Annotated in this window: 16 protein-coding genes; 9 read left to right on the forward strand and 7 right to left on the reverse strand. The window is 72.0% G+C overall.

The genetic code is table 11. The features are described 5' to 3' along the window. Positions 1-18: 18 nt before the first annotated feature. A complete protein-coding gene (locus ACFWU3_RS25645) occupies positions 19-1,365 on the reverse strand; it encodes a glycoside hydrolase domain-containing protein (protein ID WP_384442039.1) in 1,347 nt (448 codons plus the stop codon). A 195-nt stretch (positions 1,366-1,560) separates the two neighbouring features. Continuing rightward, a complete protein-coding gene (locus tag ACFWU3_RS25650) occupies positions 1,561-1,839 on the reverse strand; it encodes a hypothetical protein (protein ID WP_384442042.1) in 279 nt (92 codons plus the stop codon). A gap of 121 nt (positions 1,840-1,960) precedes the next feature. On the opposite strand from ACFWU3_RS25650, the gene ACFWU3_RS25655 reads away from it, so the two are divergent. Continuing rightward, a complete protein-coding gene (locus ACFWU3_RS25655) occupies positions 1,961-2,326 on the forward strand; it encodes an arsenate reductase family protein (RefSeq protein ID WP_384442045.1) in 366 nt (121 codons plus the stop codon). Between the two features lie 193 nt (positions 2,327-2,519). Here the strand turns inward: ACFWU3_RS25655 and ACFWU3_RS25660 are convergent, their stop codons facing one another. After that, a complete protein-coding gene (locus ACFWU3_RS25660) occupies positions 2,520-2,993 on the reverse strand; it encodes a carboxymuconolactone decarboxylase family protein (protein ID WP_340472711.1) in 474 nt (157 codons plus the stop codon). Between the two features lie 47 nt (positions 2,994-3,040). Here ACFWU3_RS25660 and ACFWU3_RS25665 point away from each other — a divergent pair, with 47 nt between their 5' ends. Continuing rightward, positions 3,041-4,456 carry a PLP-dependent aminotransferase family protein gene (locus tag ACFWU3_RS25665; protein ID WP_384442048.1) on the forward strand — a complete coding sequence of 472 codons (1,416 nt, stop codon included), beginning with the start codon at positions 3,041-3,043 and terminating at the stop codon, positions 4,454-4,456. 159 nt (positions 4,457-4,615) lie between these two features. Then, the gene (locus ACFWU3_RS25670) at positions 4,616-5,293 is read left to right on the forward strand and encodes a hypothetical protein (protein WP_384442051.1); all 678 of its coding nucleotides are present in this window, start codon (positions 4,616-4,618) and stop codon (positions 5,291-5,293) included. A 266-nt stretch (positions 5,294-5,559) separates the two neighbouring features. Here the strand turns inward: ACFWU3_RS25670 and ACFWU3_RS25675 are convergent, their stop codons facing one another. Further along, positions 5,560-6,492, reverse strand: coding sequence for a Gfo/Idh/MocA family protein (locus tag ACFWU3_RS25675; protein WP_384442054.1), 933 nt, complete (start codon positions 6,490-6,492; stop codon positions 5,560-5,562). 184 nt (positions 6,493-6,676) lie between these two features. Between ACFWU3_RS25675 and ACFWU3_RS25680 the strand changes: the two genes are divergently transcribed. From ACFWU3_RS25680 to ACFWU3_RS25700, 5 genes are all read left to right on the forward strand, one after another. Next, the gene (locus ACFWU3_RS25680) at positions 6,677-8,116 is read left to right on the forward strand and encodes a hypothetical protein (protein WP_384442057.1); all 1,440 of its coding nucleotides are present in this window, start codon (positions 6,677-6,679) and stop codon (positions 8,114-8,116) included. After that, entirely contained in the window at positions 8,113-9,252 is a 1,140-nt protein-coding gene (locus ACFWU3_RS25685; protein ID WP_384442061.1) for a hypothetical protein, read from the forward strand. The genes ACFWU3_RS25680 and ACFWU3_RS25685 overlap by 4 nt, the downstream gene beginning before the upstream one ends. A 70-nt stretch (positions 9,253-9,322) precedes the next feature. Beyond that, complete coding sequence (locus ACFWU3_RS25690) at positions 9,323-11,206, forward strand: TIR domain-containing protein (protein ID WP_384442064.1); 1,884 nt, start codon at positions 9,323-9,325, stop codon at positions 11,204-11,206. A gap of 130 nt (positions 11,207-11,336) precedes the next feature. Continuing rightward, complete coding sequence (gene glnII / locus ACFWU3_RS25695; protein WP_384442067.1) at positions 11,337-12,359, forward strand: glutamine synthetase; 1,023 nt, start codon at positions 11,337-11,339, stop codon at positions 12,357-12,359. Positions 12,360-12,718: 359 nt separating this feature from the next. Then, a complete protein-coding gene (locus tag ACFWU3_RS25700; RefSeq protein ID WP_384442070.1) occupies positions 12,719-13,327 on the forward strand; it encodes a winged helix-turn-helix domain-containing protein in 609 nt (202 codons plus the stop codon). A gap of 86 nt (positions 13,328-13,413) precedes the next feature. Here the strand turns inward: ACFWU3_RS25700 and ACFWU3_RS25705 are convergent, their stop codons facing one another. Next, positions 13,414-14,826 (reverse strand): PepSY-associated TM helix domain-containing protein, encoded by a 1,413-nt coding sequence (locus ACFWU3_RS25705; RefSeq protein WP_384442073.1) that lies wholly within the window; start codon positions 14,824-14,826, stop codon positions 13,414-13,416. A gap of 46 nt (positions 14,827-14,872) precedes the next feature. Beyond that, positions 14,873-15,556: a hypothetical protein gene (locus ACFWU3_RS25710; protein ID WP_384442076.1), complete on the reverse strand. Its 684-nt coding sequence runs from the start codon at positions 15,554-15,556 to the stop codon at positions 14,873-14,875. 199 nt (positions 15,557-15,755) lie between these two features. On the opposite strand from ACFWU3_RS25710, the gene ACFWU3_RS25715 reads away from it, so the two are divergent. Beyond that, entirely contained in the window at positions 15,756-16,751 is a 996-nt protein-coding gene (locus ACFWU3_RS25715) for an NAD-dependent epimerase/dehydratase family protein (RefSeq protein ID WP_384442079.1), read from the forward strand. A 759-nt stretch (positions 16,752-17,510) separates the two neighbouring features. Here the strand turns inward: ACFWU3_RS25715 and ACFWU3_RS25720 are convergent. Then, complete coding sequence (locus ACFWU3_RS25720) at positions 17,511-19,667, reverse strand: MMPL family transporter (protein WP_384442082.1); 2,157 nt, start codon at positions 19,665-19,667, stop codon at positions 17,511-17,513. Positions 19,668-19,852: the final 185 nt, after the last annotated feature.

A 19,852-nucleotide genomic window follows, 5' to 3' on the forward strand; every position in this document is an offset into this window, starting at 1 on the left:
ACCCTGCCCCCACCGGCGTCAGCAGCGCGGCACCGGTTTGCTGTAGGTCGTGTTGCTGGCATTGGACACGTAGTAGTCGGAGACGTAGCGGCCGTTCTCCGTACGGTTCCACACCGATGTCGTGCCGACGGCCGAGCCTGCCCGCTGGCAGTACACCCAGGCCAGTGACCCGTTCGCGAGGACCGCTCCGGCCGGGAACGACGTGCCGGGACCGGTGCGTTCGGCGACACCCGTGGTCGTCTGGAACGGGTACGTGCACAGCGGCAGCGGGCGGCTGTAGCCGGTGTTCGACGGGGTGCTCACATAGCGGTCGGTGACATAGGTGCCGTCGGCGAGCTTGTCCCACACCGGGGAGCCGCCGACAGCCGGGCCGGGCGTCTGGCACACGACCCTCACCGTGGTCCCCGGCGCATAGGACTTCGCCGCCGGATAGGTCGTCGACGGGCCGGTCCGGGCGTTCAGCGCGGTGGTGCTGGTGACCGAGTAGGGGTACGCCACCGTGGCGACGGGCGAATCGAGCCGGTCGGTGTCGATGTTGATCGTGACACCGCCGTACGTCTCGTTGTGGCCGCCCTTGAACTGCTTGGCCCGCTGGTGCAGCGGCCACCGCACATCGGGGATGTTCGTCCAGCCCTTGAGGGAGTCGACCGAGTCGTAGCGGGCGATCCACAGCGCGTCGGGACGGGCGTACGAGGTGGACGTGTAGACGTCGGAGAGCTGCTTGGCCCCGAAGTTGAGGTTCATGTACACGCCCGAGACATAGCCGAGCCGGTGCAGCTCCTTCGTCCAGGCGGAGACGAACGCCAGCACACCGGTCCGGCAGGTGGCGTCGGTCTGGGTGTAGTGCTCGATGTCGTTGTAGACGGCGCTGCCGGGGACCATGCCGAGCGCCTTCGCCTTGGCGACGGCGTCGGCCGCCGCCGCGGTGCCCTGGCCCCGGGCGGTCGCCGCGGCACGGCTGATCTTGGCGTCGGTGGGCTTGCCGCCGCACGGCGGCTGAAGTCCCTTGTAGATGGGCAGCAGACGCCACTGGAGCGCGGATACGGACGCCACCCACGGAGCGGTGAGCTGCGGTTGGGCGCAGGTGCGGGTGATGCCCCCGATGTAGACGCCGACGGCGCGGTACGGCGAGGCGGACCATGCCTGGATGGCCGACAGCGGCGGTGCGGTGCAGGTGTCGAAGGCGAGTCCGGAGTAGCGCGTCGCGCTCGCGCCCGCCGGATAGGCGGCGGGCGTGGCCGGTTCGGCGGCTGCGGACGGGGCGAAGGCGAGCACGGTGCCGGCGACGAGTGCGCCGGCGGTCGGCAGGACGCAGAGTCTTCGGATTCCGGGAAGTCGGGGAAGGATGCGGGACGGGTGCGGCATGGCGGCCCCCCTGAACGGTTCGAACCGAGTGGCATCAGCATGCTCCGCGGGCCGCCAACTGTGCCCTCAGCTGCGCGCTTTGTTGCGGGAACCGGACAAACCGCCCTTGGGGGGCGGGAAGGAGCCCCGCCGTCGTCACCGAAGTGACGACGGCGGCGCCGTGGGCGGGGGCGGCGGTCGCGACAGCCGCGCCGGTCAGCGTCCGTAGCGGATCAGCGCACGCACCATCCGGCACGTCGTGTCCGAGGGCGGGTGCACTCCGATCTGCTCCGCAGTCGCTCGTATCCTCGTGTTGTCCGCGGTCGCCGGGTGGTAGATGCCCGAGTCCAGCAGGGCGATCGTCAGCCGCATGGCCTTCAGGCGGCGGTTGTGCGTCACGTACCACTCGCGCGGCTGTCCGGCCGGCAGTGGCTTCCTCGTCGCCTGCGGGAACTCGGTGTCGGCGGGCTTCCTCATGAGTCTGGCTACAGCCATCGGCAACCTCCTGGCACGGTGGCGGGACCATCCCGAACTACTGTTCATTCTACTGGCCGCCACTGACAATCCCCCCTGGCCAGACGGTGTTTGAGGGGCTGGTGAGCGGTACCGTGGCGGGATGGAGATCTGGATCAATCCCGCCTGTTCGAAGTGCCGCAGCGCGGTGAATCTGCTCGACGCGGAAGGCGCTTCGTACACCGTCCGCCGCTACCTCGACGAGGTGCCGACCGAGGACGAGATCCGCGCCGTCCTCGGCCGGCTCGGGCTCGAACCGTGGGACATCACCCGGACGCAGGAGACGGAGGCGAAGGAGCTCGGGCTCAAGGAGTGGGCCCGGGACGAGAGTTCACGCGACCGGTGGATCGAGGCGCTGGCGCGGCATCCGAAGCTGATCCAGCGGCCGATCATCACGGCGGACGACGGGACCGCCGTCGTCGCGCGGACGGACGAGGCGGTACGGGACGCGCTGGGGCGCCACGGCTGAGACCCGGTCGCGCCCGGGCCCCGCGCCGCACGGTCGCGGGGCCGATCCGGGCGGCCGGGGCGCCCGTTCCGCCCCGGGCCCTGCCGCAGGACCGAAAGCCCCTCCCCGTACCGCCGTGGGCCCTCCGCACGACTGAACGCCCCCTCCCCGTACCCGTCATGGGCCCTCCCCACCACCGAGGCTCCCTCCGCGGTCAGCGTTCGTCCGTGCCGGCCACCTTCCCCGTCGCCAGCGCGATCCTGTTCCACGTGTTGATGGTGAAGATCAGCGCGAGCAGCTGAGCCAGCTCCCGCTCCTCGAAGTGCTCGGCCGCCCGGGCGTACACCGCGTCCGGGACCCCGCCGTCGGCGACCAGCGTGACCGCCTCGGTGAGCGCCAGCGCCGCCTGCTCCTTCGCCGTGAAGAAGTGCGCGGCCTCCCGCCACACGGCCGTCATGTGCAGCCGCTCCTCGCTCTCGCCGGCCTTGCGGGCGTCACCGGTGTGCATGTGAAGGCAGTAGGCGCAGTGGTTGAGCTGCGAGGAGCGGATCTGCACCAGCTCCACCAGCGTCGGATCCAGTCCCTCGCGCGCCGCCGCGTCCAGGCCGATCACGGCGCGGAACGCCTTCGGGGCCAGCTTGGCGAAGTTGATGCGGGCGGCGCTGCGGTTGATCTCTGTCGTCGTCATGTGTACGAATCTAGTGAGACAGAAGACCGGTGACAGGGTGCATTTTCATGGCAGATTCATGGGTCAATCCGGCGGAGATCCTGGGTGCCGACCTGCATCTGGAACTCACCGGCGGCGGCAGCCGTCGTGCGGCCCTGATGCGTGCGCTGCGGGACGCGATCCGGACCGGGCGGCTCGCGCCGGGCACCCGGCTGCCGCCGTACCGCTCGCTCGCAGCCGATCTCGGTATCGCCCGCAACACCGTGGCCGACGCCTATGCCGAACTGGTCGCGGAGGGCTGGCTCACCGCGCGACAGGGCTCGGGGACCCGCGTCGCAGATCGCACGGAACCCACCACGCCCGTACGCAGGCCACGCACCGCGACACCCGAACACCGGCCGGCGTACGACCTCACGCAGGGCCGCCCCGATCCGTCCGCCTTCCCCCGCGCCGCCTGGCTGGCCTCCGCGCGCCGGGCGCTGACCGCCGCACCGCACGACACCTTCGGGCCCGGTGATCCGCGGGGACGACCTGAGCTGCGCGAGGCGCTGGCGGAGTATCTGGGCCGGGTGCGCGGGGTGCGGACCGACCCCAGCCGGGTCGTCGTGTGCTCGGGTGCCGCGCATGCGCTGCGTCTTCTCGCGCGGGTGGTGGGCGGGCGGTGGGGCGTCGAGGAGTACGGGCTGCCCTTCCACCACGCGCTGCTGACCGACAGCGGGGTGCGGACCGTGTCGCTGCCGGTCGACGAACACGGTGCGGACATCGCCCTGTTGCGCAGGGAACGCGCCGTCCTGCTCACTCCGGCCCATCAGTTCCCGACCGGCGGCCCCTTGCACGCCGAACGGCGCTCGGCCCTCGTGGACTGGGCACGGTCGTCGGGCGGTCTGGTCCTGGAGGACGACTACGACGGCGAGTTCCGTTACGACCGCCGGCCCGTGGGCGCCGTGCAGGGCCTGGACCCGGACCGAGTGGTGCTGATGGGGTCCGTGAGCAAGAGCCTCTCCCCCACCCTGCGGATCGGCTGGATGGTGCTTCCCCCGCAGCTGCTGGACGACGTCCTGGCGGCGAAGGGCGAGCGCGAGCAGTACTCCAGCGCCACCGAACAGCTGACGCTGGCGGACTTCGTCCGGTGCGGCGCGTACGACCGCCATGTCCGCAGGATGCGGCTGCGGTACCGCCGCCGGCGCGATCAGCTCGTCGCGCTGCTGGCGAAGCGGGCGCCGCAGGTACGGGTGACGGGGATCGCGGCCGGACTGCACGCCGTCCTGGAGCTGCCGCCGGGAACGGAGCGGGCCGTGGTCAAGGCGGCGGCCTGGCAGGGGCTCGCGGTCGAGGGGCTCGCCGACTTCCGCCGGCCCGGTGGCGGCCCGGGTGAGGCGGCGGGCACACGCCGGGACGGTCTGGTCGTCGGGTACGCCACCCCGCCCGAGCACCTGTACGCGGGAGCCCTGGACGCCCTGTGCCGCGCGCTGCCGCCGGCCTGACGCGCGCTGCCGCCGGCGTGATGTACGGCGGCAGGAACACCCCTCCCACCTGGCCCAACCTTAAGAAAAGTTAAGGAAGTCGCGGGTGAGGGCCTTGAGTCGGACGACCCGCCTACTCGTACGTAGGGGCACACGGAACCGACCCGACAGGAGTCCCACGTGTCCCGCAAGAAGACCCTCACCGGTAAGAAGAAGATCGCTCTGCTCGTCGGCGCAGCAACCGTCGTCGGCGGTGGGGCTTTCGCGATGACCGGCACCAGCCAGGCATCGGTCGCCTGCGACGGGCTCGTCACGGCCCTGCAGAACAACGAGCGGTTCATCGCCGACCAGCGCGCCAACCCGGACGCGCAGTCCGAGGCGCGTATCGCCAACCGGCAGGCCGTCATCGAGGAGATCAAACGAAAGCAGGCCGCCTCGGGTTGTGAAGTCGGCACAGGGGGCGGCGAGGCGGCCCAGCCGCCCGCGCAGCAGCCCCCGGCGCAGGAGCAGCCGCCCGCCCAACCGCCCGCGGAGGCCCCGCCGGCCGAGGAGCAGCCGCCCGCGAACGGCGGCGGCGAGGAGGCCGGCGGCGGTGACGCCGGAGCCGTGGGCGAGGTCGTCTGCGCCGGTTCGACCGTGACGCTCTCCGGCGAGGCCGGCGAGCCCGCCGCCTCCAGCAACCAGTTCCCGATCGGCACCACGCTCAAGGTGACCAACCTCGACAACAACAAGTCGACGACGGTGAAGGTCGCGTCCCCCTCCGGCAGTTGCGCGCTGCTGAACAACGCCGCCTTCGAGCAGGTACGGGAGCCGGGCAAGTTCCTGATCCGCAAGGCGCGCATCGAGCGCGTGGGCTGACCCGGCGCAGTCCGGGCCGGTGCCCGTCCCTCCTTCGGAGCGGTCATCCGAAGCGTCCACGCGCTTCGGGTGACCGGACGACCCGTTCCGCGCTCATGCGGCGGGGCGCTGCCTGCCCCCGCCTCCGGGAGTAGCGCCCGTGCGGAACGGGACAGACGGACGCGGCACCGCCCGGGCGCGCGCGGGGGGTGACCCGTGCGCGCCCACCGGACGAGCCGCGGTTCGCCACCCCCGACGAGCCGCGGCTCCCCACCCGTCAGGTCCCCTCACGGGAGCCGCGGCTCCCCCTCACGGGCCGGCAGCTGCGCCTCCGCCTCGGCGAGGATCTCGGTCAGCCGCAGTCCGAACGCCAGGTCACAGCTGTGCGGCCGTCCCGTGCGCGCCGACTCCACCAGCGCGTCCAGCGCGGCCCGGAACGATCCGACCGCGTCCCCCCACTCCGGCAGCGAGGCCGTCCCCGGCTCGCCCACGAGATCGATGCTCACGCCCGAGGCGCTCACCGGCGCGCTCAGCCCCAGGGTCGCCGTGCTCGAAGCGCCCGACGCGTGCCGCAGCACCAGGTGCACGGTGTCCTCGGGCCCCCGGGCGGCCGTCACCCGGGTCACGTCGCCGAGCACGGGGATCAGCACGGACAGCACATGCGGGCCGACGTCCCACAGCCCGCCCTTCTCGCGCCGCCAGGGCGAGGCGGCGTACGGGCTGTCGCTGTCGTGCGCGAACAGCGAACCGAGCCACCGCGCATGCGCCGTGTACCAGCCCTTCGCCGCGGCCCGGTCCTCGATCCAGGCCGCGGTGTCGGCGGCGAAGCGCAGCGTGCAGAACACCACGGACGCCACCCCGGCCCGCTCGGCGGCCTCCGCCGCGGCCCGGGCGGCGGCCACATCCGTCGCCACCGGCTTGTCCAGCAGCAGATGACAGCCGGCCGCGGCGGCCCGCACGGCGAGCGGCGCCTGGATGTCCGGCGGCAGGGCGAAGGCCGCGATGTCGCAGGAGGCGAGAAGCTCGTCGGCGCCGTCCTCTCCGGTGTACGCGGCCGTGCCGTGCGCCGTGGCGATCACCTCGGCGGCCTCGGGCCGCCTGGCCCAGACTCCGGCGAACTCGACACCGGGATGGGCGGCAATGGCCGGCGCCTGGGTGCGCTCGGCCCACGGGCCGGCGCCGAAGAGTCCGATACGCAGCTGTTTCGCGGGAGTCGTCATGCGGCCCAGTGTGCCCGGCGGGGAAAAAATCCGGGGGACCGGAGCGGGGGCGGTGTTACGTTTCCGCTGCCGGCCGCGGGACTCCGGTGCGACTTCCGAGACATGCTTCTGACGCAGTGATTTCGCCGTTCGCACCCCCATTCCCCGGCCGGCTCCAGTCTTGTGGGACCCGGGGGGGGAGACCATGGCGGACGCCGCCGAGACATCTGCCGATCTGGTCGCGGCCGAGGACGTGCTCCTCTTCGTGAACGCGGCGATCACGGCGACCGGACAGCGGGAGTTCCGCTCGACGGCCGCCGAGCAGCGGCTCTCCCTGTCCTTTCTGCACGAGTACGTGTGCACCAACTACCGGACCGTGTACGCGGCGGCGCTCGCTCTGGACATCAACGACCACAACGCGGCCTCGATCATCGAGCGCCTGCTGCGCACGGCCGGTGACGCCGACCGCCCGCAGAAGCTCGCCGAGGGCCGGCTGATCGCCGCGCGGCTGGCCTCGCTGCCGCCGCAGCGCGTCTACCGGCTGTTCCGCGCGCTGCGGACCGCCGGGGTCAACAACCGCCGCACCCGGGCGATCCAGCGCGACTGGCTGCGGGCCCGCCCCGATCTCGGCCATGACGCGGTGAAGTACCGCGCCGGGCTGAGAACAGCCGTACGGCACACGCATCTCTCGTTCGGGGAAGGCGCCCTGGACACGGAGTACGGCGATTTCCTCTTCCGCCCCGGCCGGCGGATCCGGTACGAGGACGCCTTCCTGGACGCCTACCGACGCGCCCACTACGAACGGGAGGCCGTCTACGAGCTGCCGTTCACCGTGGCCGAGGGCTTCGCCGCCCGGCACGGGATCCCGCGCGGGGTGTTCCTGGAGCGGATCGCGCCGCGGATGACACGGCTGGAGCGGTTGCGTACGCGGGGCTCCGGCACGACGGCGGATCTCACCGTCATGCCGCTCACCCGGCTGTGCCTCTACGTCCTGTCGCTCACTCGGCAGGAGCGCGTGGACCGGCGGGCGGAGCTGACGCGTGCCCTGCGTGCGGCGGCGCTGCGGGCCGCGGGTCCGCACGCCGGATCGTGGGGCAGGGTCGCGGCCGTGCTGGACGACAGCTACTCGTCGTACGGCTCGGGGGTGAAGCGCCGCCGGCCGCTCGCCGTGGCACTGGGGTCGCACTTCCTGCTGGAGGCGCTGGCCGGGTCGTACCGCGCGCACTGGACCTCGGGTGCCGGGGATCCGCTTCTGGTGCGCCCGTGGGGGCCGAGCCCCATCGGCACCCGTGTCCTCGACGCGCTGGAGCACTCCCCCGACCGCCTGGTGATCGTTTCGGACGGCTGGGACAACGCGCCGCCCGGGCTGGCGGGCGAGGTGCTGCGCGTCTGGCGGACCCGCCTCGATCCGGACCGGCGCACAAGTGTCGTGCATGTGAACCCTGTATACGACGCGGACGGGTTCGACGTTCGCCGGCTCGCACCGGGCGTGCCGACAGCGGGCATCCGCGACGCGGAGGACCTGGCGGCGCTGGTGGAGATCGCGCAGTTCGCCGAGGGCCGCACCCGGCTGGGCGAACTGCAGGCCTATCTCGACCGCCGCTGCGGGCAGTTCCTGCACCGGCATCAGGAGGGGGCACGATGAACAAGCTGGACATGACCGGTCTGACAGCGGCACCCGGCCAGACGTGGGGCGGCATCCGCCTGGTGCCCCTGCTGCGCGACAAGCCGGTGGACGGACTGCGGCTGCGCCACGAGATCTACGGTCCCGGATACGGCGAGGTGGAGACCGCGCGCCGGACGTCCTACCTCTCCTACGTCCCGCACGGCTTCGTCGCCGACTGGTCGGGGGACGGCGGCCGGTCGGCCACGTACGGCACCCAGCTGGGCGACGGCTGCCCGGTGACCATCCCCGTCCGCCGTCACCACCGCCTCGCCAAGCGCCGCTCGGTGAAGGGCGTCAGAGAGCAGCGGCTGCGCTTCCTGCCGCTGCATCTCGCCCTGGACGGCTATCTGGCGCTGCACTTCAACGGGCCGTCCGTCGTCTGGGACGAGTGGTCCCAGCAGGCGGTGCGCCGAGGGCTCTCCCCCCGCGCGGAGGCGGCCTGGGCCGGGTGGCAGGTGCGTGGTCTCGCGGACGCTCTGCGGCTCTTCGAGATCCATCCGGACCAGTGCGGCGTGCTGGTCTACGCTGCGGACTCGCTCGCCGCGGCCTTCGTCGTGCCGCACCCCGAGGACTACCGTGCCCTGCATCCGTCGCTGATCGAGGATCTGTACGGCGAGCTGGTGCACCAGTACGCCTTCTTCGCCGCCGCGGTGCCCGCCTTCGAGGCCGGCATCCGCGACAGCCGCCATCTCACGACGCTCGCCGATCTGCGCGCGGCAGCGCTGGCACAGGAGCGCAGCTGGACCGCGGCCCACGCCGGCCTGTTCGCGAACCGGCTGCTCGACCCGTCGTACCTCTACGAACGGGTCCACAGGATGGAGTCGTTCGTGCTGTGGCGCTTTCTGCCGTCCTTCACCCGCGGCGAGGCGGAGCAGCACATCGGCGAGGTCATCACGGACCACAAGGGCCGGGTCGCCTATCTGAAGACCTTTCGTCTGTCCGAGGCGCAGATCCGCCGCGGCCACCTGCTGAACCGGCTGCACGACCACGACTGGCATCTGGGCCGAACGGCGCAGTCGCTCGGCACCACCGAGGCCGATCTCGTGCGCAGAATCCGTGACGCGGGCTTCTCGTCCCTGCTCAAGCACGGGGTCGAGAGGGTGGCCAGGAGCTAAAATCCGGGCTCCACGGGGGGCGGCGCGGACGGGCGGCGCCCGCGGCAGGTGAGCGGCAGGAGCAGCCCGCATGACGCGCGTGTTCATAGCTTCGTCGACGGAGGGTCGGCCGTTCGCGCAGGCCGTGGCGGCCGTGCTGGCGCGGCAGGGGGTGGAGCCGCTGCTGTGGTGGAGCCAGCAGTGTTTTCCGCCCGGGATGACCCTGCTCGACTCGCTGCTGCGGCTGCTGAACGAGGCGGACGGCGCGCTGATCATCGCCACTCCGGACGACCGGACGACCCGGCGCGGGGCGACGAGTTACGCCCCCGCGAGCAACGTCCTGCTGGAGTACGGGCTGTTCACCGGACGCCTCGGCCAGGCACGCGTGGCGATCGTGACGGTGGGGGACCCCGATCTGCCCTCCGACCTCGGTGGCGTCGTCCATCTGCGGCTCGGCCCGCCGGACGCGCACCAGGACCCGTCGGTGTACGAGTCGGTGGAGATCGAGCCGCGGATCGTGCCGTGGCTGCGCACCCTGGACGCGGTGAGCAGCAACGGCGCGCGGATCGCCGGTCTGCTCACCCGCCTCGCCCCGCAGGCCAAACCGCGGGACCGGGTGCGGCTCAAGGCACGGGTGCTGTGCGACCAGCTGGACTCTCGGGCCTTCCCCAAACTGCCCGAGCCGCAGGTCCTCGACATCCTGCGGCGCTACGCCCTCTCGTACGGGCGCGAAGAGCGAGTCGGACATACGGTCAAAACGCCGGTCGCGGGCTATCTCGATCTGACGCGCGTCGCTCCGGAATCCCTCGACCAGCGGGTCCTGGCAGGCCACCTGGCCTACCATGTGGCCGAACTGGTCAGCCGAAAGGTAATGCGACCGACACTGCTCGCCGTTTCCAAGGTCGCGGCCACCGGTATTCTGAGTGCCGCAGCCGACTTGCTACCCTTTCCAGCCGTCTACGTCAGTCCCTACGGCCCGAACCGCGACAACCCCGTCGAGGGTTTTTTCGAGAAGGGCGATCGCGCAGTCCTGTTGCACGATGTGGCCCTGAGTGGACATCATCTGGTCGATTGCATGACCGCTCTGAGGTCCGCAGGCATCAATGCCCGACACATTGTTGCGCTCGCCGAACACGACGGTCAGAACGAGGCGCTCGATTCATTGCTCGAAGAAAACGGGATCATGATGCACACCGCCGTGAAGTTCACCCCAGGCACCGGACGCGGCCCGCAGGCGGTGGAGACCATCCAGCCCCTCGGCATCACCGGCGCCCCGGAGGCGGAGACCGCCCCGCCGTGCCTGTTGTGCGATGTGCTGCACGACGCCGACACCACGCCGTTCCGTGGCCTGTTCGAGCGTGCGGAGCTGCCGCGCGAGTTGTTGGCGGAGACCGACGGCTTCGTGGTCGTCGCCGACGTCGCCCCGCTGACCCGGGGGCATGTGCTCATCGTCCCGGACGAGCACGCCCTGTCGATGTCCGCCCTGCCGACCGCGTCGCTGGAGACGCTGGAAATGCTGCGCAGGCACGTCACCTCGGTCATCCGCGAGGGGTACGCCTCGGAAGTCGTCGCATTCGAGCACGGAATGTGCGACCCCGCGGTGCGTTCCTCCTGCGGAATCGACCACGCGCATCTGCATGTCCTGCCGCTGGAGCAGTCCGTCACCGAAGGCTTCCGGGAACGCTTCGCCTGCCGGGAAATCGGATCCCTGTCCGATCTGCCGCAGGCCAACGAGGCACAAGAGGAATACCTTCTGCTGATCGACCAGGAGGGCACGCACCATTTCGCCCCGACCCAGGTGTCGACGAGTCAGTACTTCCGCAAGATGATCGCCGACAGAACCGGCGAGCTGCTCTGGAAATGGAACGACAAAGTTCTGCTGGGAGACCGCGGGGAGACCCGCGACCGGATTCTGGAGCTGCACCGTGTCTTCGGCGTACTCGGCGAATTCGGCGTATTCGGCACCGTCGACTGACGGAACTCACCCGCCGCCGGGCCGGACCACCGGTCCGGCGTAACACGGGGTTCACAGTCGGGCAACGGCCGGGAAATCGCGTCTTGCCAAGCTGCGCGGCATACCGCTGGACCCGCAAAGGATGAGGCCCGTGACCTTCAAGGCTGAGTACATCTGGATCGACGGCACCGAGCCGACGGCCAAGCTTCGCTCCAAGACGAAGATCCTCACCGAGGCCGGCGGCGAGCTGCCGATCTGGGGCTTCGACGGGTCCAGCACCAACCAGGCCGAGGGTCACGCCTCCGACTGTGTCCTGAAGCCGGTCTTCTCCTGCCCCGACCCGATCCGCGGCGGCGACGACCTGCTGGTGCTGTGCGAGGTCCTCAACACGGACATGACGCCGCACCCCTCCAACACCCGGGCGCAGCTGGCCGAGGTGGCCGCGCGGTTCACCGCGCAGGAGCCGATCTTCGGCATCGAGCAGGAGTACACGTTCTTCAAGGGCAGCCGCCCGCTCGGCTTCCCGGAGGGCGGCTTCCCGGCCGCGCAGGGCGGCTACTACTGCGGTGTCGGCGCGGACGAGATCTTCGGCCGTGACGTCGTCGAGGCCCACCTGGAGAACTGTCTCGCGGCGGGTCTCGGGATCTCCGGCATCAACGCCGAGGTCATGCCCGGCCAGTGGGAGTTCCAGGTCGGCCCGCTCGCCCCGCTGGAGGTCTCCGACCAGCTGTGGATCGCGCGCTGGCTGCTCTACCGCACCGCCGAGGACTTCGAGGTCTCCGCGACACTCGACCCGAAGCCGGTGAAGGGCGACTGGAACGGCGCCGGTGCGCACACCAACTTCTCGACCAGGGCGATGCGCGAGGGCTACGACGCGATCATCACCGCCTGCGAGTCGCTGGGCGAGGGCTCCAAGCCGCTCGACCACGTCAAGAACTACGGCGCCGGCATCGACGACCGGCTCACCGGTCTGCACGAGACCGCCCCGTGGAACGAGTACAGCTACGGCGTCTCCAACCGCGGCGCCTCGGTACGCATCCCCTGGCAGGTCGAGCAGGACGGCAAGGGCTACATCGAGGACCGCCGCCCGAACGCCAACGTCGACCCGTACGTGGTGACCCGTCTGCTGGTGGACACCTGCTGCACCGCACTGGAGAAGGCCGGACAGGTCTGATCCCGCCCGTCCGCACCAGGGGCGCCCGCCGGCATCGGCGGGCGCCCCTTGCCGTCCCCGTCACCGGGCGGCCGGGCCGTCTCGCGAGATCTCTGTCTCGATCTGTGAGAGAGCCCCTCCTTCGCACGCCGTTCATCTGATTCAATGGGCCCATGGCCAGCCTTGAGACCCCCGCGACAGGTCGCACCGACCTCGAGCCGTTCTGGCCCTCCCGGCAGCACCACGACTTCGACCGGGTGTGTTGCCGCGCGGTGAACGCGCAGGCCCTCTAAAGCCGTTCCGGCCTTCGGCCAGCGCGCACGACGTACGTCCGTCTCTGACGACTCGACGACTCCTCCGCGCGAAAGAGCTGACCTCTCATGGCGAACTCCCGTTCCTTCTCCGCCGTCCACTCCCCCGCGGCCACCGCCGCCCGAACCGTGCAGGGCACCGGCTCCGGCGCCCTGCACCCCGGCCGTCACCGGCTGCGCGCCATCGACCGCGACGAGGTCGTGCCGCTCGGCAGCCTCGTGGACGTGACGGACTTCCTGCCGCCGGGCGCCACCTGGCTGCCCGCCCCGCAGCACAATGTGGCCGGGCTGCCGGGCCGGCCGCCGATGCTCGGCTATCTGGTCCTCGTCCCGGCCGAGCAGCAGGCCCCGGCCGCGCTGCTGCCGGAGCCCGCGCGCCTCGACACCGGCGAGGGCGCCGGTCCCGTACGGATCGACGCGTCCGAGCGCACCGCGTACGTGGACGGGCGGACGCTCGACCTCACGTATCTCGAATTCGAGCTGCTGGCCCACCTGGTGGCGCATCCGCAGCGGGTGCACACCCGCGACCAGCTGGTGACCACGGTATGGGGCTACGGCCATGTCGGTGACGGCCGGACCGTGGACGTCCACGTCGCCCGTCTGCGCCGCAAGCTGGGCGCCGACCACCGTCGCACGATCCAGACCGTCCGGCGGGTCGGCTACAAGTACGCGCCCTGATCCGGCGGCCCCACCCGGGTGCCCGGGGAGAAGCCGAGGGGCCCGGCCCGCCGTGCGGCGGGCCGGGCCCCTCGGCATGAGACCCCTCAGGTGCGCGCCCTGACCTTCCGTACGGCGCCGACCGCCGCGTCGACCAGCACGAACGCCAGCAGGGAGATACCCAGCAGCGGCACGAACCAGCCGACGAGCGCCGTGGCCGCGGCGAGCGGCAGCAGGGCGGCGACGGGCGCCTTCCGCCAGGCTCCCCGCGCTATCGGCCGGCCACCGGCGAGTGTGCGCCCCTTCGTGGGCCGGCGCAGCCACCACATGCGGTAGCCCCACAGGATCAGCAGGATCAGCGCGAGGGCGAGGGCGGCCAGGGCCAGCTGGTTGGCCAGGCCCAGGAAGACGCCCATGTGGGCGTCGATGCCGAAGCGGGTCAGCTTGGCGAGCACCGGGTAGTCGGCGAACCGGAGCTCATCGATGACCTTGCCGTTCGCGGGGTCGACGGCGACGGAGTCGAGGTGGACGGGGAACACGGTGTCCGTCTCCTTGACCACATAGCCGGTGCCCTCGGCGGGCATCGTGATCGCCAGCTTGCCGTCGATCCCCGCCGCCTGTGCGGACCGGAGGGCCTGGTCCACGCCGACGTCCGCACCCTGGTGGGCGTCTCCGGCGCCGCCGCCGTGCCCCGCGTGTTCACCGCCGGCGGCGGCGCCGGGCTCGACGGCCGCGGAGACGGCGGGGGTGGCACCGCCGAGCTGGTCCTGCACCGCACCGATGTTCTCGCCCGCGTACCGCGACCAGGTCAGGCCGGTGGCGGAGAGCAGCACCAGGCCGATCACGGCCCACAGACCGACGGTGCCGTGCCAGGAGAGCGTCCTGCGGCGGCCCTTGGTCCCGCGCTCGGGCACGAACAGGGCACGCTTCGAGCTGCGCCGGCGGCCCAGCCACAGCAGCAGACCGCCCAGCGCGACCACCCACAGCCAGCTGGCGGCCAGTTCGCTGTAGTGGCGGCCGACGTCGCCGAGGAGGAGGTCGCGGTGCAGGCTGTCGATCCAGCTGCGCAGCGGAAGGGCGCCCGAACTGCCGTAGGAGGGCAGCTCGCCGCGGACCTCCGCGGTGTACGGGTCGACGAAGACGGCGAGGGACTTGCCCTCCTCGACGCCGGGTGCGTCCATCAGGACGCGGGTGGTGGCGCCCTCCTCGGAGCTCGGCCAGACGCCGGTCACCGTGCCGTCGGGCCGGGCGTCATGTGCGGCCTGGACCTGGGTGCTCAGCGGCAGGGCACGGTCGCCGACCGGGACCTCCAGCTCGTGGCTGTAGATGACCTTCTCGGCCTGGAACGAGAGGGCGTAGAGCAGTCCGCTGGCGGCCGCGGCGAGAAGCAACGGCGCGATGAGCAGACCGGCGTAGAAGTGGATACGGAGCACGAGGGGTCGCAGGGCGCTCCAGGTGGAGCCCGTCGGGGACTCCTGCTCGGTTTCGGTTCTGCCGTGCGAGGGGGCGTCAATGGCCATGATGGTCCCGGGGAGTTGGTGTCGACATGGGGGAATCGGCCCCAGGTCAGACGGCTGCTCCGGGGGCCGTGGCGCGGGGTGTGAGGAGCGCGGGCGGCCCGCGGCGCACCAGGGTGTGGCCGAGGACGACGCTGCGGCGGCGAACGGCGTCGGACCGGCGGCGCGCGAGGGGCCGCGGCGGTTCGGGCAGCGCGGGGACGGCGAGCAGGAGCCGCAACGGCGTGAAGGCCAGCGCGCCGACGGCGGCGGCGACCCGGAACACGGCGGTCTCGCCACGGGCGAGCCACAGGGCGCAGAGGACCGCGGCGAGGAGGTGGGCGGCGAGCATGCCGCCGGAGGAGTGTCCGAGGAGGCCGTCGACCGTGGTGTCCACAGCCATGGTCTCGGCGGACAGGGAGCCCGGTGGTGTGGGGCCGGCCACCATGGTTCCGGCGGACGTGCTGTGCTCGTGGGTGTGTGCGGGACCGCCCGTGTGCGGCTGGGCGCTGCTGAAGAGCAGATGCAGCGCACCCTGCACGGTGAGCACACCGGCTCCGATGGCGAGGCCACCCCTGCGGCGGGCGCCCGCGAGCCAGGCCGCCGCCGCGGTCACGGCGAACGCGGGCAGCAGGACGGCGAACGGGATGTCCTGCCCAGACATGAACGAATGCCCCATCGCGGCCAATGCGGTGCAGACAGCCGCGAAGAGTGCGGCCCGCAGGGCGCGCATCGGCGACCGGGCATCTGTCATGGTCCGCACATGCTGCCATCCCGCACCGGGAAATGCGCACCCGCGGGCGGAATTGGTCCCACCGGCCCGGGCGTTCGCGGGCCCGAGCCGGCCGCGTTCGCCCTGCTCCGCCGCCCCGTTCCGGCGCGATCCGCGTGATTTCTCTTCTACCGGCAGAACTCCTGGTCAGCGCCGACAGGGTGCAGGCAGAGTCGGGTGCATGAGACTTCTGATGCTCGGGGGTACGGAGTTCGTCGGTCGCGCGATCGTCGAATCGGCCCTCGCCCAGGGCTGGCACGTGACCGTCTTCCACCGCGGGCGGCACCCCGCCCCGCCCGGGGTCACGGAGCTCCTCGGCGACCGCACCACGCCGGACGGTCTCGCGGAACTCGCCGAGGGCCGGTGGGACATGGTCGTCGACACCTGGTCCGCCGCGCCGTCGGTCGTACGGGACTCGGCCCGGCTGCTCGCCGGCCGGGTGGACCGCTACGTCTATGTGTCGAGCTGTTCGGTGTACGCCGCGCCCCATACGGCCGGTTACGACGAGACCGCGCCCGTGGTCGACGGCTCGGCGGACGCGGGCGACGTGGCGTACCCGGAGGCGAAACGCGGTGGTGAACTCGCCGTCGTGGAGGCGTTCGGCGAGGACCGTTCGCTGCTGGTGCGCGCCGGGCTGATCATCGGGCCCTGGGAGAACATCGGCCGGCTGCCGTGGTGGCTGCGGCGGACCGCCCGCGGGGGCCCGATGACCGCGCCCGGCCCGAGGGACACACCGTTGCAGTACATCGATGTGCGCGACCTCGCCGACTGGACGCTCTCGGCCGCGGAGAGCGGGCTGAGCGGACCGTACAACCTGGTGAGCGAGGCGGGGCACACGACCGTCGAGGGTCTGCTGGAGGCGTGCGTCCGGGCCACGGGAGCGGACCCGGAGCTGCGCTGGACTGATCCCGAGGTGATCCTGGCGGCGGGGGTCGAGCCCTGGACCGACCTGCCGATCTGGGTGCCCCGGGAGCAGCTGCCGGAGTTGCACCACGCGGTGCACGGGGTCGGGGTCGCCAAGGCACTGGCGGCGGGCCTGCGGTGCCGACCGGTCGGGGAGACGGTGGCGGACACCTGGGAGTGGCTCCGGTCGATCGGCGGCGAGGCACCGCAGCGACCGGACCGGCCGGTGGTGGGCCTGTCGGCGACCGCGGAGGCGAAGCTGCTGGGCACGTGAACGCGCCGGCGGGGCTGGGTTGCAGCCCCGCCGGCGGCGGTTGGGGGTGCCGGGGGTCGGATCGGGCCGGGTGTCCGTGGCACGGGGCCCTGGGTCCCGGGTCGGGGCCGCGTCGGGTATCCGGGCCCAGGGGCCCTGGGTCCCGTTCGAGCCACCGAACCCGGCGCTCCGGATGGGGCGTCCGTGGCGCCGGATTCGGGCCCCCGTGGGGGCCCCGGGCGCCGGGATTCGGCCCCGGATCAGGTATCCCGGGTGCCGGGATTCGGCCCGGGATCCGGCATCCGGGCACGGAGGTTCGGGCGCGGACCGGATCCGGCATCCGGCATCCGGCATCCGGCTTCAGGCGCCGAGGGGGCCGGGGTTCGAACCCGATCAGGCGTCCGGGTCGGCCCGCGTCGAGCATCCGGCCCAGGAACCCCGGGGTCCCGTTCGAGCCACCGAACCCGGCGCTCCGAATGAGGCCCGGGGCGCCGGGCCGGCCACGAGAGTTCGGGCTCGGGCGCCGGGGGTCGACCCGGATCAGGCGCGCGGTCCCGGGTACGGGCCTCGGCTCGTACCCGGGACCGGAGCCTGCCACGAGGGTTCGGGCTCGGGCGCGGAGTTCGTCCCCGATCAGTCGCCGAGGGCACGGGGTCGGCCCGGATCCGGGTCCGGGGCCCGGAGGGCGTCCGGGCCCCGGATCAGGCTCCCGCGGTCACGCCCGGCCGCCGTGCACGGCCCCGGGGCCCGCGCGCCCCGCACCCCGGTACCGAGTCGGCCTCAGCGTCCCGCCGGCACCGGTGCCGCGTGCCGGCCCTGGCCCGCCATCGGCTGCCCCTCGCCGTGGTCCATGGTCGGCAGCCACCGCAGCCCCCTCGGCGTACGCCAGTTGCGTTCCCCGAGCAGCGCCATCACCGACGGCAGCAGCACCATCCGGACGACCGTCGCGTCCAGCAGCACCGCCACCGCGAGGCCCACGCCCATCTGCTGCATGTCCTGCATGGACAGCGTGCCGAAGACCGCGAACACCGCCACCATGATCGCCGCCGCACCCGTCACCGCGCCGGCCGTCCGGCGGATGCCCTCGCTGATCGCGGCGCGGGTGTCCGCACCACGGTCACGCGCCTCGCGGATCCGGGACACCACGAACACGTGGTAGTCCATCGACAGTCCGAACAGCACCACCAGGACGAACAGCGGCATCCAGCCCTCGATCGCGCCCACGGCCTCGGTGCCGAGCGCGGAGGCTCCCCAGCCGTGCTGGAAGACCGCGGTCATCACGCCGTACGCGGCCGCCACGGAGAGCAGGTTGAGCAGGATCGACGTCACGGCGATGACGTACGAGCGGAAGCACAGCAGCATCAGGAGGAAGGTGACGGCCGTGATGAAGACGAACACCGGCACGATGCCGCGCTTCAGCTGATCGTTGAAGTCGACGGACCCCGCCAGCTCACCGCCGACGTGGACCTGTGCGCCGGTGCCGCCGAAGGCGGCCGGGACCGTCGTGTCGCGCAGTTCGGCGAGCGCGGCCTCGGAGCGGTCGTCGCTGCCGTTGCCCGGGAGGCTCACCTCGATCTCGGCGATGTTCTTCGCCGTGTGCACGGTGACATGGTCGAACCCGGCGAGCGCTTCGCGTACCGGCGCGGCGGTGATGTCGTCGGCCTTGACGACCACGAGCGCCGGTTCGGGACCGACCGGGAACGCCTCGGTGATCTTCCTGTGCGCCACCGAGAGGGCGGAGTCGGAGCCGAACTGCTTCTCCATGCCGAGCTGTTCGGTCTTCATACCCAGCGCCGGGGCGGCCAGCACCAGAAGCACGGCCACCGCGCCGAGGGCGAACAGCTTGGGCCTGTTCAGGACGGGCTTCAGCACCGCGCCCGCGATCGCGCCGCTCTCGTGCACGCCCTTCTTCTTGCGACGGTTGAGGAAGGGCAGCCGGCCCGCGTCGATCCGGTCGCCCAGCCAGGCCAGCAGGGCGGGCAGGACGGTCACCGAGCCCAGCATGGCGATGAAGACGACGAGGATCGTGGCGAGGGCGAACCCCTTGAAGAGCATCAGCCCGGACAGGAACATCCCGGCCATCGCCATCATGACGGTCACCCCGGAGACGAGGACGGCGCGTCCGCTGGTGGCGGCGGCGATCCGCAGGGCGGTGTCGGCGTCGTGGCCGGCGGCCCGCTCGTCGCGCTCCCGACGCAGGTAGAACAGGCAGTAGTCGACTCCGACGGCCAGTCCCATCAGGAACATCACGGAGTACGTCGTCTGGAACAGATGCAGCTGGTGGCTGGCGAGGGAGAGGAGCCCGAAGGCCGCCATGCACGCCGTCAGTGCGAGGGCGACCGGCAGCAGGGCGGCGACGACCGCGCCGAAGGCGACCAGCAGGATGCCCAGCGCCAGCGGTACGGCGGTGAACTCGGCCTTCTGGAAGTCCTCGGAGAGCAGGTCGCCGAGCCACTTCTCGGCGCTCGCCTGCCCGAACTGGTGCACCTCGACGCCGTCCCGGCCCGCTGCCGTGTCGCGTACGGCGTCGAGCACGGGCTGCACCCGGTCGGCGGCCGTTTCGGCGTCGCCCTTGATCTCGAAGCGGATCAGGGCCTCGCGGTCGTTCGCGGAGGCCAGCGGCCGCTCGATCCTCGTGGCCTCGCCCGTCTTCCCGATCGCCGCGGACAGATCGCGTGCCGTGTCCTTCCAGCCGCCCGCGGTCCGGCTGCTGACCAGGACCAGTTCACCGGCCGGCCGGTCGAGGCCCGCGTCGTCGAGCATCTGCTGGGCCCGGGCGGAATCGCCCGTGCCCTGCTCGGACTCGGACATCTCGACCATGCCGGAGGCCCCGCCGGCGACGGTGGCCAGGACGACGAAGAGCAGCCAGCCGATGATCGCCGTTTTCCGGTGGTGTGCGCTCCACACACCCATACGTGCTGCGAGGTTGCGCCTCATGACGTTTTCGCCCCCATGGTCCATCGAGTCACGCGCCGGGCCGGCGGCGAGACATGCCGAAAACACGTCGGAACAAGCCGAACAAGACGAGTACGACGCTAGGAACCGGCGGGCCCGCGCCCCAGCCGTCAGGACCCCCGTCCACGGAGCCGTAGGGCGAGCTCAGGGGGGTGGTGCTGAGTACA

This window comes from Streptomyces sp. NPDC058685 (assembly GCF_042714725.1).
GTDB lineage: Bacteria > Actinomycetota > Actinomycetes > Streptomycetales > Streptomycetaceae > Streptomyces.